The organism is Flavobacterium sp. ST-158, from assembly GCF_058309975.1.
On the sequence record NZ_JBZEEN010000001.1, the window covers coordinates 61,309 to 78,306 of the forward strand.

9 protein-coding genes are annotated in these 16,998 nt (G+C 33.6%); 3 read left to right on the top strand and 6 right to left on the bottom strand.

Annotated features, from left to right (window positions below; genetic code table 11):
• Positions 1-8: 8 nt before the first annotated feature.
• The 6 genes from AC4FRF_RS00200 to AC4FRF_RS00225 all read right to left on the bottom strand — a co-directional run bounded on the left by AC4FRF_RS00200 (position 9) and on the right by AC4FRF_RS00225 (position 11,912).
• Positions 9-1,577 carry a glycoside hydrolase family 28 protein gene (locus AC4FRF_RS00200; protein WP_491157429.1) on the bottom strand — a complete coding sequence of 523 codons (1,569 nt, stop codon included), beginning with the start codon at positions 1,575-1,577 and terminating at the stop codon, positions 9-11.
• Between the two features lie 225 nt (positions 1,578-1,802).
• A complete protein-coding gene (locus AC4FRF_RS00205; RefSeq protein ID WP_491157430.1) occupies positions 1,803-2,651 on the bottom strand; it encodes a DUF4861 family protein in 849 nt (282 codons plus the stop codon).
• Between the two features lie 81 nt (positions 2,652-2,732).
• Complete coding sequence (locus AC4FRF_RS00210) at positions 2,733-4,526, bottom strand: hypothetical protein (protein WP_491157431.1); 1,794 nt, start codon at positions 4,524-4,526, stop codon at positions 2,733-2,735.
• An 11-nt stretch (positions 4,527-4,537) separates the two neighbouring features.
• Positions 4,538-6,853: a GH92 family glycosyl hydrolase gene (locus tag AC4FRF_RS00215; RefSeq protein ID WP_491157432.1), complete on the bottom strand. Its 2,316-nt coding sequence runs from the start codon at positions 6,851-6,853 to the stop codon at positions 4,538-4,540.
• Positions 6,854-7,245: 392 nt separating this feature from the next.
• Entirely contained in the window at positions 7,246-8,871 is a 1,626-nt protein-coding gene (locus AC4FRF_RS00220) for a RagB/SusD family nutrient uptake outer membrane protein (RefSeq protein WP_491157433.1), read from the bottom strand.
• 26 nt (positions 8,872-8,897) lie between these two features.
• Positions 8,898-11,912, bottom strand: coding sequence for a SusC/RagA family TonB-linked outer membrane protein (locus AC4FRF_RS00225; protein ID WP_491157434.1), 3,015 nt, complete (start codon positions 11,910-11,912; stop codon positions 8,898-8,900).
• 596 nt (positions 11,913-12,508) lie between these two features.
• Here AC4FRF_RS00225 and AC4FRF_RS00230 point away from each other — a divergent pair.
• The 3 genes from AC4FRF_RS00230 to nagB are packed head-to-tail and all read left to right on the top strand — an operon-like array spanning position 12,509 to position 16,956.
• Positions 12,509-13,390, top strand: coding sequence for an inositol oxygenase family protein (locus AC4FRF_RS00230; protein ID WP_491157435.1), 882 nt, complete (start codon positions 12,509-12,511; stop codon positions 13,388-13,390).
• 34 nt (positions 13,391-13,424) lie between these two features.
• Complete coding sequence (locus AC4FRF_RS00235; protein ID WP_491157436.1) at positions 13,425-15,005, top strand: solute:sodium symporter family transporter; 1,581 nt, start codon at positions 13,425-13,427, stop codon at positions 15,003-15,005.
• A gap of 22 nt (positions 15,006-15,027) precedes the next feature.
• On the top strand, positions 15,028-16,956 hold the full coding sequence (gene nagB, locus AC4FRF_RS00240; protein WP_491157437.1) for a glucosamine-6-phosphate deaminase: 1,929 nt from the start codon (positions 15,028-15,030) through the stop codon (positions 16,954-16,956).
• Positions 16,957-16,998: the final 42 nt, after the last annotated feature.

The following is a 16,998-nucleotide window of genomic DNA, read 5'->3' on the forward strand; positions in this document are numbered from 1 at the left end:
AAGCGGTTTTAGCGTATGATTTTTATATTGGTTTCTTTCAAATCTATTTTGGACTGATCGACTGATTTTAATACCACTTGGTTTGTTTTTTCTTTTGGTAAATCAATTGCTTCCATATTCAAATTTTGAACATCATCAAAAACAAATGCAGGTCTAAAATCAGTATCGTCTAATGTCACTTTAATATTTTTAAAGCTAATTCCTTTAGCATGACGCACATAAAATGCCCAAGCTGGCAATTCGCCAAACATTGAAAACTCTGGATATTCTTTTATTACTTCCGGTACTTGATTCAATCGACTTATTGGTACATAAGCCATTCCTTTAGTCGCTCCGCCGGGATACGAAATAGTAATATTTTCTAAACTTACATTCTCTATTTTGTATCCTGGAATTCCTACAATCGATGATGGAAATGGATTATGAAAAAAATCGACTTCAGGACCTCTTAAATCATAATTCAAATCTGGTCGTCCAAAAGGCACTTGCACATTTACATCTTTTATACTTACATTTTTAATACTTCCAGCTTTATCACCACTTCGTTGTCCTATTCGAATAAAAATGGCATTCCCAGTATTTACCGCATTGATATTAGAAACGGATACGTTTTCTATCCCCCCTCCATCAACTGATTCGATTGCAATTGCCGAACGAAACGTATCAGAAACCTCAATATCTTTTATCACTACATTTTTAAAACCACCGAAAGATGCTGTTCCAAATTTTATAGCACTAGCACTGGATTTTATCGTACAATTAGCAATATAAATTCCATCGTTAGCATATCCTGGATAATAGGATTTTAAGCAAATTCCATCATCACCACTATCAATATCACAATTAGTAATTTTTACATTTTTACAATCGGTAATATCGATTCCGTCATTATTCCAATACGAACGATTCACAATTTTTAATCTATCTATACTAAGATTAGAACACAATTCAAAAGACAATCCCCAGCAGGATGCAGCACCAACTTCTAAACCTTCTACGGTTACATTTTCACACTGAGAAAAGCGAAACAACTTAGGTCGCATGGTTTCATTTGGCCTGTTTCTACGAACGGTATAATTAGGATCTACTGCAATTCCTGCATGGTGTAAACTGTCTATATTCAGAGCCAATTGCAAACCTTGACCGTCTATTTTTCCTTTGCCATACAATTTTATATTTGCTGCTTTATGTGCTACAATTAAAGCCATTTGCGAATTATCATCCTTTTTAGGTGAATCTGGTCTTCCTGGAAAATCTATTTTGGCATAATCCCTAGGATTAGTACTTCCTAACAAAACAGCTCCCTCTTCCAGACGTACATTCACGTTGTTTTTCATTTGAATACTACCCGATAAAAATGCTCCTTTTGGAAAAACAACACATCCACCTTTATTATTAAATGCGGCATCAATTGCTTTTTGAATAGCAATGGTATTCATCGTTTGTCCATCAGCTTTTGCACCAAAATCAGTTACTAAAAACTCCTTTTGCGTTTTGGTATTTTTCTGAGCTTCACAACTAAAACCAACTAAAAAGAGGCTTATAAATAAGCTTGTAACAAACAATTTTAGTTTCATTTTTAACATGGTATATTTTTCTTCAAATTAAAACTCATTTCACAATTAAAAAACTAAAAAACAACAACTTAACACACCAAATTCTTTTGCTTGTATTTTAAAAAAAGGCAAAAAAAATAGCACACAGTTAACACCGATTGATTTAATTAGTATCAACTGTGCACTATTTTTTGTGTATTCAAAATTTCAAATCTTACAAAAAATAAAGCAGTATTTTCTATATCTTTATTTTACGTAAGCTTCTAACTTATCTAAGTCGTTCATGTCTTTTTCTCTAGCACATGCTGAAACAATTTCAGTCTCTAAATGTTTTGTAGCTTTAGAAATTAACAAATACTCCGTACCATCATCGGTACTTTTTACATAATCCTTAGGATTGTATTTTATTGCTGCTCCAATTCCAACCACTTCTGCAGCTACATCTTCTGGGTGCGTTCCCCAAACTGCGATATAATCTTTTCCTTTTTTAGTTTCAAAACCTTTGAAATAATTTACTCCGGTTACAAACTGTACTTTTTCTCCATTCAAACTAAAAGCTTCTACTTTAGCTTCTCTTTTTCCTGAATATACTGTAACACGAACTTTGATATCTACTGTTTTTCCTTTGTAAGGCACTCCTTTAGAAATCATTTCCATCCAAGAAGTTGTGTCCGTTTTCCCAACACGAGCCAATCGATTCGTTACAGGATTCAATGGAAGTACTTTTTCTCCATCCCAAAGACGCACTCCCCCTAAACCAACAGTTGCACCCACTTTATAATAATCAGCTCCCCATCCTTCTTTTTGTTGTTCTGGTGTTGGGTACCAATGTGCTTTTTTCAGTTCTAAACCTGGATTTGCTTTGTTATAAACGTCAATAGCTACTTTATCACTAAAATAGATTCTCAATGCCATCCACTCGTTTTCTACCGCTGGTCCATGATGACCAATTGTTTGATACAAATCTCCTGATTCAGAACCTATATCAGTTAGGTAACTTATTTTGTCAGCCTTCATATACAAACTTGTGTCTGTATTATTTTGACCAATACAAATACCGCAAAACAGCAAAGTAGCCATAAATGATAATTTCATAATTTCAATTATTTATAGATTAAACTTAATTTTCGTAAAATTAAGTAAACTTTCTACAATGCCCGAAGAATTCTGTTATTATTAACTTATGGTCATTTTATGATGAAATGGTGTAAATCCAGTAATATAAACATGTACTCCCTCTGTTCTCAAAGTCCCTTGATGATAGGTGTATTCTTCACTATCTAAATTATTTATATTTTGATGTTCAACTAATCCTGGTCCAATTTCGATTTTATCTTTCCCCATACTCAATTGAGCGTTCCCTGATTTCAAGAAATAATTCCCTTTTTCTCCTAAACTTGCTCCCACCACTTGAGTCCCTTCTTTAAAACACATTTCGATAGTAATTTCCACATTTGGAGGCCCATCTACCTTAAAATCCAAACTCAATTCGCCATTATTTTCTTCTACTTCAATTACTGTGCTTTGTGTTTTGACATTACTTGCAACTCGATGATCAAAATCCATTTTGTTCCAAAATCTTCCATCTTGAGATTCTGATAATTGATAATTTCCATCTTCTTTTTGGAATTCAGGAGCAAGTGGCTGGTAATAATCGCCTTGTTTGCTTTCTTTCAGAATGTATTTATTACCTATTTTTTCAATACCATCACTACTGAAGTACCCCATTCTGAAAAAGGAAGATGATAATCTCATGTATTTTAATACCGCATCTCCTTTTCGATACATCAGGAAATTTGGGTTTGATGATCTTCCTGAAACTATTATAACTGGTTTATCATTTCCACCAAAAAGTGTTATCGATGTTTTTCCTCTTCGAATTCTAGCCAAATTAGAAACAGCAAAAAATTGCTCAAAATCATTTTCAACATTTGCTTCCAATGGAATTTGCTGCTGCAATACTGGATTAGCCATAAATTCAACCAAAGAATCGGATAAAATAGAATGATCAAAATCAGGACTATTTTCAATCAAATTGACCATATAGATAAACTTTGGATTCGCTGTATGAATAGCCATAAAACGGTATTGTAAATAAAACTTGGACACCGTTAAATTCATAAACTGATCCTGTCTTTTAGAATCCACTGTAACCAAATCACCATTAGGTTCTGTATAATAGTAATAAGTTGTCAAATTCTTTTGCACCGCCTCTAACAATTCTGGCTTATTGAGCAAGCGAGCCATGGTAATAAAAGCTCTATCAATTACTGCCGAATAAACGCCACTTCGTTCTGAATAATGGCCATCCTGATTGAGATAGATTCCTTCGGCTAACCATTGATTGATTCTATTGATGTAACGAACATCAGGATAAAGTGAATTGATATTGGCCAAAGCCGCACTAATCACCCATCGATGATTTGGTGTGTGAACACCTCCGGTTATCATTGCTTCACCAGCATTTAGAATGAAGGTTTTTAATTTATTTCTTACCTCATCTAATTCCTTATTTTTATTGAGTTTTAAAACCGTGGCTGCAGCACAAATAGACTCCAAAACAAAAGCCGTATCAGGCGGTGATTGTCTGTTTCCACCTGCATCAACAGTTCCGTCAATGTATTGTCCTTTCAACATGATATCAGCAGTATGATTCAAACGTTCAATTACTGCTTTAGACTTATAAAATTCCGAATGGGAATGTGAAACTGAAGCTACTAGAACAGCTATTTGTCCTGCTGGATTACGATAGCTACTCAAAGGAATACTAGCGTCAATTGCTTCTTTTTTTAGAATGCTTTTTACATTTGCATCATTACTTACAAGAAGTTTTTGCATTAAATCTAAATCCACCTTTGCAGCCGTAGCACTAAAAAGACTATCATTTGCAAAAATGGAGTCGCTAACCAAAGCACCAAGCAAGGATAGACTTCCTAGTTTTAAAAATTCGCTACGACTGATTGGATTCATACTCTTTTTTTTTATTGATTAGACAAAGAAAAAGGTCTGTTTTCTTTAGTTGTTCCCCAAGATTTATTCGGTTGGTTTCCCATTTCAAAATCTAATGTTCCACCTTTCATAATTGAAAAATGATCCAAATAAGTTTTACCATAAGCCTCTCCGTTAAAGCTTATTTTCTGAATATAATTATTTCCTGACGAAGCTCCTTTAGCATTAATAATTAGTTTTTTTCCATTCTCTAAGCTTAAAGTAATTTTATCAAAATGCGGTCCCGAAATCACATATTGAGGAACTGATGGTGCTACTGGATAAAAGCCTAAAGCGGCAAAAACATACCAAGCCGACATTTGTCCTGCATCATCATTTCCGCTTAATCCACCTACAGCATTGCTGTATTCGGTTTGCATAATTTGCGTTACTAATTCCTGAGTTTTCCAAGGCTTTCCCGAATAATTATACAAGAACGGAATTTGGTGACCTGGTTCATTTCCATGCCAATATTGTTTGGCGGCATGGAAACGATCCAAGTTGGCATTAAACCCATCTGCTCCTCCCATTAAATTCATTAATCCATTGATATCCTGCGGAACATACCAGGTATACTGGTACGGAGTTCCTTCGGTGATGTAGGGTTTTCGGATAAATTTGTCAAAATCTTTGGTAAAACTTCCGTCTGCAAATCGGCCTCTTACACAAGAATCCGCTACGCTATACACGTTTTCATAATTTAAAGCTCTTTTTTTCAAAATTCTAGCGTGCAAAGTATCTCCTTTTTTAGAAGCAATTTGCGAAAGTGCAAAATCATCAAAAGCATATTCTAATGTTCTTGAAACCTGTTCTCCCTTATGAAAGGATTCCAATACTTCATCTTCTAAAGGCACAAAACCATATTTCAAATACGAGTTTAAAGCACGGCGCCCTTTTCCCTTTACATAATCAGCATGATTATTTGGTGTTTGGAAAGCATTTTGTAACAAATAGCCATATTCTTTATCTGAAATTTCAATATTATTTTTTAAATAAGCATCTGCTATTGCTGCTACTGCATGGTCTCCAATCATGGCCGAAGTATAGCTATTCCAACATGGAAATATAGGCATCCAATCCCCTTGCTCAGCCATTGAAAATAGACTTTTCATCATTTGTCCACTTACTTTTGGCGTAAGCAAATTAAATAATGGAAGTGATGCTCTGTAGATATCCCACATAGAATAATCTGTAAAATAATCTTCTTTTCCGCTGTTCATTAATTGCTGTCCACCATTAAAACTCACATAGGTTCCATCAACATCATTAAAGGTTCTGGGTTGCAAATAACTATGATACATAGCCGTATAAAACTTTACTTTTTCATCTTTATTGGTTCCTTCTACTTTAACTTTTGAAAGTAAATTTTCCCAAGTCGTTTTTAGATTTTCTTTTGCTTCAGCAAAATCTAAATCTTTTGTTTCTGCTTCTAAATTTTTCCTAGCTTGTTCAATACTTGTAAATGAGGTTCCTATTTTAGCCTCAATTGTTTCCCCTTTTTCAACATTAAAAGAAACATAAGCTCCTATATTTTCCTGATTCGAAATTTGTGTATTTCCGTCAAGGATTTTTTCATTTTGATAAACTCCAAACTTGTTAGAACTTTTACTGAGTTGCAACACAAAATAACCACTAAAACCTGCTTTATCACCCCAACCTTGGTAAATTTTATGTACTGGATTATAGCCTACAATTTCATTTTTATCGGCATTTATTTGGATAAAACCTTCCCCTTCATCACTATTGGGATTCACAATTATATGTGCTTCACCAGAGTTTTCAAATGTAAATTGGAACAAACCACAACGTTTAGTAGCTGTCATATTCACATCAATATGATAATCGGCTAGATTAACACTATAATTATATGGACTCGTTTTTTCAGTATCATGAGAAAAAAGCGATGCTCTCTCTTCAGCTTGACATTTCAATTTCCCCGTTATGGGCATGATGGTCATACTTCCATAATCCTGAACGCAAGAACCACTCAACCAGTGACTTCCTCTAAAACCGGAAATCGTTTTGTCCGTATAATAATAAGGAGCAATACATTTGGTTTCTGTTGCCTTTGTTTGCGGAGTCCAATTGGTCATTCCAAAAGGAACGGTTACATAAGGCACCACTTGAGCATTGTTCTCTTTTTCATCTTCACCGTGTTGTAAAGCACTAATAGTTGTTGATGGCGCTGTCCCAATTAAAGGATTTACAAAATCTACATATCGGGCTCCTTTGGATTTCACGGAACAGGAAAAAACGAATACTAAAGCAACAGGAATGGAACTATATTTTAATAAACGGGATAAATTCATATTTATCTGTTAGTGCTTTATATGAAGCGAATTAATTTAGGTTGTAAACTTAATTTTTGAAATTAAAATTCAATTTAAATTTGCTTTATGTTTTTTTGATTTTAATGTTAAAAACATCCAGAATTCATTAAAAACTACGATTCCTAATTAAAATAAATACCCAAGCTTTCTGAACTTTTAAAACAGTTGGATTTCTTTACAAAGACAAAAAAATGCAACTATTGAAATAGTATTTTTGTTTTAAACTAGGTTTATTCTATCAAAAAGGTTTGTAATATTCTAAAAAACGAAATATTTTTTTTAAGAAGAAAAGAGAAGAAGACGGTAGCTTCTTCTCTTTTCATAGGTAAATAAATCACCAACCAACTTAACAATAAACAATCTATAAACTTCTAATTATTTCCATAATCAGGATTTTGAATCAGAGCTGGATTAAGCACCAATGCACCCGTAGGAATTGGGAAAAGACGATATTTAACATTAGCATCTGTTTTAAACCCCCAAGATCCTTCAAATTTTCCAAAACGAATCATATCATTTCTATGCCAAGATTCCCAAGCAAATTCGCGACATCTTTCTTTATATAAATCATCCAAAGTAACATTAGTCCATTGCGCTGAAGTAGTACGATTGTCTCTAACCATATTAACTAAAGAAAGTGCAGTTTGTCCTAAAGTTGCTGTTCCTCCTCTAAGAATAGCTTCAGCTTTCATTAAAAGAATATCTGAATATCTTAAAAATGGTACGTCATTGTTTTGATTTCTGCTTGTTGAACTAGCATCTGGGTAAAACTTAATGTTTCTGTATCCCATATTCCATGCAATTTCATCATTACCTAAATCTGTCAAGGTTACACTCTGACGAAGAACAATATCTGGAGTTAACTCCACTTGATATGTATAAGGATCTCCTCCATCAGAACCAGTATAGAATTGGTCATATCCTTTTTTAGTAGTGGTAACCGTCACAGCAGTTGTACCATCGTTCAAATATTGTTTTCCTGTAAGCCATTGTTTATTTCTAACATCATTAGCATCGTTTTGAAAATAAGCATAGAATTCAGGCAAAGTACTTCTTGGTGCACTTGGTGTAAATGACAGTCCAAATTTAGCACGTAAAGAACGAGGTACATCATAACGAGAATGATACATATTTCCGTTGAAACCAACTGTAGAAGCAGAAGGATCATAAGGAACTGCAAAAATGAATTCTTTCATTTGAGGTCCATTATTTGGATAAAACATTTTAAGGTATGTACTGCTAGGTTCAATAGTATATAAATTTGATTTGATTACTTCATCACATGCAGCAATACAATCATTATAACGTTGTGTACCAGTATACACCTGAGCATTTAAATACATTTTAGCAAGTAATGCATAAGCAGTGTATTTATTTGGTCTACCATAAGTAGAAACATCAGAAACAGCGCTCAAATTAGGAATAGCATCTTGAAGCTCTTTTTCAATAAATTCAAAAACTTCCTTTCTGGTAGATTTTGGATGAGAAGTAAAATCACCATAGTCAGTATATATTGGCACATCTCCATAACTATCCATCATCATAAAATAAGCAATAGCACGCATGGTTTTTATTTCTGAAATCATAGTGTTTTTTTCAGCACCTTCTGGCATGGCAGCATCTAAGATTGAAATAGTCTGATTGCTTATCCCAATGACTTTAGACGTCCAATCCCAAAGACTTCCTACAATACCATTATCTGCATTCCAATCATGGTAATGCATTGCAATATAATTTCTATTATCAAACCAGTTACCACCTCTTGCTGGCAAAATAGCTTCATCTGTTGTTAACGATTGTGTCCACCACCAAGCAAATGAAAATTCACCTCTGAAAGCTGCATAAACTGGTCCAGCAGTTTGAACGTATTGAGTAGAATTCTGAGGGAAAACATCAGGCGTTAGCTGAGTAGTAATTGGCACGTCGAGATTGTCGCACGACCATAATAAACCAATACCGATAATTGGTAAACTAAAATATTTAAATATCTTTTTCATAGTATTTTTATAATTACAATTAATTCTTAGAAAGTCGCTTTTAAACCAAATAATACAGTACGTGTTTTTGGATAAAAGTTATTTGAATCTACACCTGGAGCAGTTCCTCCTTGTTCAACCTCTGGATCAATTCCGCTGTATTTGGTAATTACAAATAGGTTATTTACAGTACTATAAATACGTAAGTTTTTAATGTATTTATGAACTTGTGGAAAATTATATCCTAAAGTAGCATTGTCTAATCGAATGTAACTTCCGTCTTCAATAAATCGAGTTGAATATTTATAAGAATTTAAATCATTTGGAGATTCATTAGCAGCATCTACTAAAATATTAGTTGTCATAGCTGTAGAAGGTCTGAATAAATCCGCACGGGTTGCATTGAAAATTTTGTTACCAAACACTCCACGAACAAAGATATTTAAATCAAAGTTTTTGTATTTAAAATCATTAGACCATCCTAATAATACTTTTGGTTGTGCACTTCCTGCATAGTGGTAATCTGTTCCGATACCAGGAGTCGTTGTTAAGTCACCATTTTTATCATAATATTGAGAAACTCCATTAGCATCTTTTCCTGCATATTGCAAAGTAAAGAATTGCCCTAACGGTTTTCCTTCTTTAAAAATTTGTAATGTACTTCCTGTTTGTCCTCCTCCTTCTGGTTGAACACGACGGATAGAATCTCCTCCGATAAAGAATGGATTTGTCAATTTAGTAATCTCATTTTTGTTGTGAGATACATTCATTCCTGTAGACCAAGTGAAATTTTTAGTTTGTACTGGAGTAGCATTTAAACTTAACTCAATCCCTTTGTTAGACATACTTCCTCCGTTTGCAACGATAGATCCAATTGGTACAAGAACCGGATTTACACTATAACTAGTAATCATACCTGTGGTTTTTTTGTCATAAATATCAATAGACCCCGATAATTTCCCTTTTAAAACAGTAAAATCAAGACCTGCATTGAATGTAGCCGTTTTTTCCCATTGTAAATCAGGATTAGCTGCCTGATTAGGTCCATAAGCTCCTACTTGTTGCCCATTATAATAGTAAGTTCCCAAACTTCCAGAGATAAATTGGGCTGTGTAAGCATTAAATCCTGATGAATTACCTGTTACACCATAACTAGCACGTAATTTCAAATCATCAAATACACCTTGGTTTGCCATGAAACCTTCTTTATCAACTCTCCAAGCTCCACCAATAGAAGGAAAATATCCCCATCTGTTATTTGTTCCAAATACAGACCCTCCATCTCTTCTGATAGACCCTTGAATAAGATACTTATCATTATAGTTGTAATTTAAACGGAAGAAATCAGATATCAAACGTGTTTTTTGATATATTGTACTACTTCCAAAATCAACTTTATAACCCGATACTGAAGTATAGTTACTTAAAGCCAAGTTATTATAACTTACATTATCTACAGGAAAGTTAGTTGTTGTAGCCTGGAACCCATCTCCTAATACATTTTCTTGCCAAGAGTAACCTACTACTGCATTGATTTTATGATTTCCAAATGTTTTATCCCAAGTCAAGAAACTTTCTATAATATTATTAGTATCTGTATAGGTATTTCTTAAAGCAGATCCATTAACTCCAAAATTAATTAAACTATGAGTTGCTGGTGGATCAGGATTGTTATAAAAGTTAGCACTATTATATTGTTGGTAATAACTGTCATAGAATTCTCCATGTAAAGTAGTCGCTTTTTGATACGCTAAATTCAAATTGTATTTTAATCCAAAAGGTAATTTAATTTCTGTTGTAAAACTTCCAACTAAATTATTTGTTTTAGTATCATCATCTCCATGCTTAAGTAATGCAACTGGATTAAAATAACCCGTACTATTAAAGTTTTCAAAATAACTTCCATCAGCATTTTTAACTGGAGAAACTGGCAAGTGATTTACAGCCTGCAAAAGAACCGTATTACGTTGCGCTACATTATTTGAATTTGTATTCGAATTTGAAACATTCAGTCCAAACTTCACATTATCATCAAAAGCATATTGCTCGATAGCAAGGTGTGCAATTACACGAGAAAAATCACTTGTCAAGATAACTCCTTCTCTATTAAGAGTTGTTAAACTTGCCATATAATTCCCATGTTCCCCACCTCCACTTAAAGATAAGTTATGACTTGTAGAAAGAGCTCCAGAACGCAAAATTGCTTTTTGCCAGTTTGTATTCGCTCCTTTATCATTCTCAGGAGTAAAAGAAAGATTGTTTTTATCAACGAATGCTCTTAACTGAGTAGCATTCATCATATCCAATTGATTGGAAACTTTTTCAAATCCTACATAAGTACTATAAGAGATTTGTGCTTTCTCTTTACTACCTCTTTTAGTAGTTACCATAATAACACCATTAGCAGCACGGTTACCATAGATTGCAGTAGCAGCAGCATCTTTAAGAATATCAATACTAGCAATATCCTCTGGAGAAATTACTGAAATATCAACTCCTGGAATTCCATCTACTACATAAAATGGTCCTTGTGAACTATTTAAGGTAGAAGCACCACGTAATACTACTGAAGCTTTACGGTTAGGGTCACCACTAGCCGAAATATTCAATCCTGAAGATTTACCTTGCAACAATTGTCCAACATCACTAATAGCACCACGATTTAATGCTTCCGCTTTTACAGTTGTAACAGCACTAGTCAAGTTTTTTCTTGAACTTTTACCATAACCTACTACAACTACTTGCTCTAAATTATTAGCTCCTGAAACTAACTTAATTACCAAGTTAGTTTTTGACCCGCTTAATTTAACGCTTTGGTCTGCAAAACCAACATAAGAAACCACAATGCCAGCATTTGGATTGGAAACTTCTAATTTAAATTTACCATCTAAATCTGTAACTACACCTTTTTTCGTTCCACCTTCCACAACATTGGCTCCCGGTAAAGGCATATTCTGATCGTCTACCACCTTACCTGACACCTGTGTTTTTTGTGCCCACGAATTAATTGAAAACGCTATCAAGAAAAATAACGTCAATAATTTGAAATTGGTTTTTTTCATTTTTAATTAGTATTAGTTAATAATATTATGGTAAAATTAACAGTTACATTCCCGTTAGGAATGGACAAATTCGTCAAAAACATATAAAATCTAATCAATTAGCTGCAATGAAAGCGGTAAAAAAATACATTTTACACTTTAAAACCATTATTTTTTTTAATTATCACTAATAAAACCCTTAATCGACAGTATTTTAGACTTAATAGCTAGACTTTCTCTATTGATAAATATTTAAGTTAATTTCTAAATCACTTTTTAACAAAAAAAAATGCAAAAACTAAATCTTAGATAAAAACACCTATATAATACATAACAATACTACTTGTACAACTTTAATATAGAGTAAGACTTCTAATTTTATGAAATAGAAACCGAAAACAGACTTTAGTAAAAACAAAAAACACAACCACTAAATATATATTATATAATTTTTTACATAAAAAATTATCAGTATGAAAAATCTATCCATGTTTTTGAAGCATTTATCCATTTTCAAAAAACAATATGTCTGTAATTTTGATTTAAACAAAAAGCCGATTTGGCTATCACTTTTTTTACAATTCATTCATTAGAAAATATTAAATAAAATCAACCACATGGAAAATGCTAAAAACACAGACAAATTCAACAATCCAATGCATCAAATTGACGATTGGGAAGAAAACCTAATCGAACGTTATCCAGATCCTGCTGTTGAAACCAAAGAAAAAGAAGAATTTCGCAATTATGTAGATTCTGAAAGAGTAGAAACAGTGAGAGAGTTTTATAGAATTAACCATACCTATCAAACCTATGATTTTGTGTGCGAAAAAGAAAAAGAGTTCTTAAAGTTTGATCGCAAAGAAATGTCGCTTTGGGAAGCAGTAGACTTCTTAAATACTTTAGTTGATGATAGCGACCCAGACATTGATTTAGACCAATTTCAACATTTATTACAAACATCAGAAGCTATTCGCGCCGATGGTCATCCGGATTGGTTTGTGCTAACTGGATTCTTACATGATATTGGAAAAGTGCTGTGCCTTTTTGGTGAGCCGCAATGGGCTGTTGTAGGAGACACTTTCCCTGTAGGCTGTCAGTTTTCAGATAAAATAGTCTATCCAGAATTTTTTGCAGCCAATCCTGACAGTACTAATGAAAAATACAATACAAAATACGGTGTGTATTCACCAAATTGCGGATTAGACAATGTAAAAATGAGTTGGGGACATGACGAATATTTATACCAAATCATGAAAGATTATTTACCAGAACCAGCCTTGTACATGATTCGTTATCATTCATTTTATTCCCAACACAGAGAAAATGCCTATGCTCATTTGATGACAGAAAAAGACATTGAAATGTTTGAATGGGTAAAAAAATTCAATCCATACGATTTATACACTAAAGCACCTGTCAAACCAGATTCAAAGGCTTTAAGACCTTATTATGAAGAATTAGTGGCTAAATATTTACCGGCCAAATTAAAATTCTAAAAATACTTATTCCTTAATTTAATATCCTTTTGAAATGTTATACACCTATTTAGGCTTTTTTGGATTCACGCTCCTAGTCATTTTTTACACCAGTTACAAACTCCGAAAAGATAACCTTGACACTTCAAATGGCTATTTTTTAGCTGGAAAAAGTTTAACTGCCCCTATCATTGCTGGTTCAATGATACTCACAAATATTTCTACCGAACATTTAATAGGAATGAACGGTAGCTCATACAAAAATGGAATAATCGTTATAGCCTGGGAAGTCACCTCGGCTATAGCCTTAGTAATTGCGGCTATTTTTATTATTCCGCGTTTTATGAAAATGAAACTCACCACAATTCCTGAGTTTTTAGAAAAGCGCTTTGATTCACAAATACGTTCCATTGTAGCTTTCTTATTGATGAGTTCCTTTGTCGTGACCTTATTGCCTATTGTATTGTATTCTGGTGCCATTAACATCGAAAGTATTTTTGATTTTTCAACAATGTTTTCCATAACCAAGGAGCAATCATTAGTATATACCGTTCTTGTTATTGGAGTCATTGGATCATTATATGCCATTTTTGGAGGATTAAAGGCTGTTGCTTTCTCCGACACTCTAAACGGAATCGGATTAATGCTTGGAGGATTATTAGTTCCAGCTATTGCTTTGTATCAAATTGGAAAAGGAAATGTTTTTGATGGGGTAAGTACAATTTATCATTTTGCACCTAAAAAGTTTGATATAATTGGCAGCGAAGATTCTGTTTTACCCTTTTCAACACTTTTTACGGGATTGATGATCAACCAAATTTATTTTTGGGGAATGAATCAAACTATAATCCAAAGAGCTTTTGGAGCCAAAAACTTAGTTGAAGCTCAAAAAGGCTTAATTTACACAGGTGTTTTTAAATTATTAATGCCTTTAATTATAGTTCTTCCAGGGTTAATAGGTTTTTATTATTTTCAAGAACAACATTATGATAAACCTGATTTAATTTATCCGCTTTTAGTTAAAAAAGTTTTACCTACTTATCTATATGGTTTTTTTGCAGCAGTAATATTAGGAGCTGTTTTAAGTACTTTTAATAGTGTTTTAAACTCTGCTAGTACTATTTTTTGCATGGACATTTACAAAAAAACATTCAATAAAAATATCTCCGATAAGAAATTAGTTTATTACGGAAAAATCTCATCTGTTGTACTTGCCGTTTTATCCATATCCGTTGCTCCATTAGTAGCTTACGCTCCTTCTGGTTTATATTTCCTGTTGCAGGAACTCAATGGAATTTTCTTTATCCCAATATCTTCTATATTAGTAGCAGGATTATTTTTCAAACAAATTAATGCTGTAGGTGCAAAAGCAGGATTATTCTTTGGTTTCGTTTTTTATATCTTAACCTCATTTGTATTTAAAATAAACATTCATTTTGTCCATTTATGGGGAATTGAATTTGTTTTAAATTTCATCATTATGTTTGTAGTGTCAAGAATGTATACTACTTCAAAATCAAACACAGAATACGAAGACAACCTAGCTAACAATTACGAAAAATCTTGGTCAGGAATGAACATCGCTGGCAGTGTTTTAGTTTTCTTAACTGTATTAATTTACATCATGCTCTCGTAAAATTTAAACAACAAAAATTACAATGATAAAAAGCAATATCGATAAAGCTACAGGATTTGAAAAACGTTTTGAGAACATCAACACCGTTGTTTTCGAAAATTCAAAAACAGCTTCGGTAGCCGTTGCCCAAGAAATAGCAGCCTTAATTATATCGAAACAGAAACAACAAGAACCTTGTGTTCTGGGCTTAGCAACTGGTTCTTCACCTAAAGGTTTGTATGCCGAATTAGTTCGTATGCACAAAGAAGAAGGACTTAGTTTTAAAAATGTTATTACTTTCAATTTGGATGAATATTATCCAATGGAACCAGACAGCATCAATAGCTACGTACGGTTTATGAAAGAATTACTATTAAACCAAGTAGATATTTTACCTGAAAACTACAATATTCCTGATGGCACTTTATCCAAAGAAGAAATTCAAAAATATTGTGCCCAATATGAAGAAAAAATTGAAGCACTAGGTGGCATCGATTTACAAATTCTAGGAATTGGGGGCAACGGACATATTGGTTTTAACGAATCAGGTTCCTTACAAAATTCAAAAACAAGATTAGTAGCTTTAGATCATATCACCAGAGTTGCAGCAAGCAAAGATTTTTCTGGTTTAACCAATACTCCTAGAACAGCCATTACACTTGGAGTAAAAAAAATAATGGAAGCCAAACAAGTCATTCTAATGGCTTGGGGCGAAGGAAAATCAAACATTGTTAAAGATTCTGTTGAGGGCACTGTGACTAATCAGGTTCCGGCTTCATTCTTACAAGAACATAATGATGCCATTTTTGTTTTAGACCAAGAAGCTGCTTCTAAATTAACACGAATCAACACACCATGGCTAGTTGAAAAAATAGTTTGGACAGATAAATTGACTCGAAAAGCAGTTTTAAGAATGGCACTAGATTTAAAAAAACCAATTCTTAGGCTTACCGATGCCGATTATATTGAAAACGGAATGAGCGATTTATTAGCCGATTTAGGGCCTGCTTACAATATTAACATCAATATTTTCAACAAATTACAACACACCATTACAGGTTGGCCGGGAGGAAAACCCAATGCAGATGATAGTAACAGACCAGAACGTGCAGAACCAGCTCGAAAAAGAGTCCTTATTTTTAGCCCTCATCCAGATGATGATATTATTAGTATGGGAGGAACTTTTATGCGTTTACACGAACAAGGACACGAGGTGCATGTAGCCTATCAAACTTCTGGAAATATTGCTGTAGCAGATAGTGAAGCGGAACGTTTTGCTCGTTTTGTATGCGATTATAATGAGAAATTCCAAATCAATAGCCCTGAAGCAAATACGATTTACAACAAAGCACATGAGTTTTTAATTAACAAAAAAAACAGTCAAAAAGACATTCCAGAAGTAAGACATCTTAAGGGACTTATTCGAAAAGGAGAAGCCCGAGCTACAGCACACTTTGTAGGCTTATCCGACGATCAAATTCATTTTATGAACCTACCTTTCTATGAAACAGGGACTATTGAAAAAAAACCTTTAGGAGAAGCAGATATCCAACTTACAATGGATCTTATCGAAAAAGTAAAACCACATCAAATATTTGCTGCAGGAGATTTAGCCGATCCACATGGAACACACAAAGTATGTTTAGATGCCATTTTAGAAGCCGTAAAAAAACTAAAGTCAAACGATTTTATGGATGATTGTTGGTTGTGGCTCTATCGTGGTGCTTGGCAAGAATGGAGCATTGACGAAATAGAAATGGCTGTACCAATGAGTCCAGACCAAGTATTAGCAAAAAGACATGGTATTTTTAAACACCAATCTCAAAAAGATGGCGTAGTATTCCAAGGTACCGATGCAAGAGAATTTTGGCAAAGAGCCGAAGATAGAAATAAAGAAACCGCAGAATTATATGTCCAACTAGGCTTATCTAATTATGCTGCTATGGAAGCCTTTGTAAGGTGGAAATTCTAACACAATACTCAGTTTAGTTTTTAACGAAAGCTGTGTGGATTT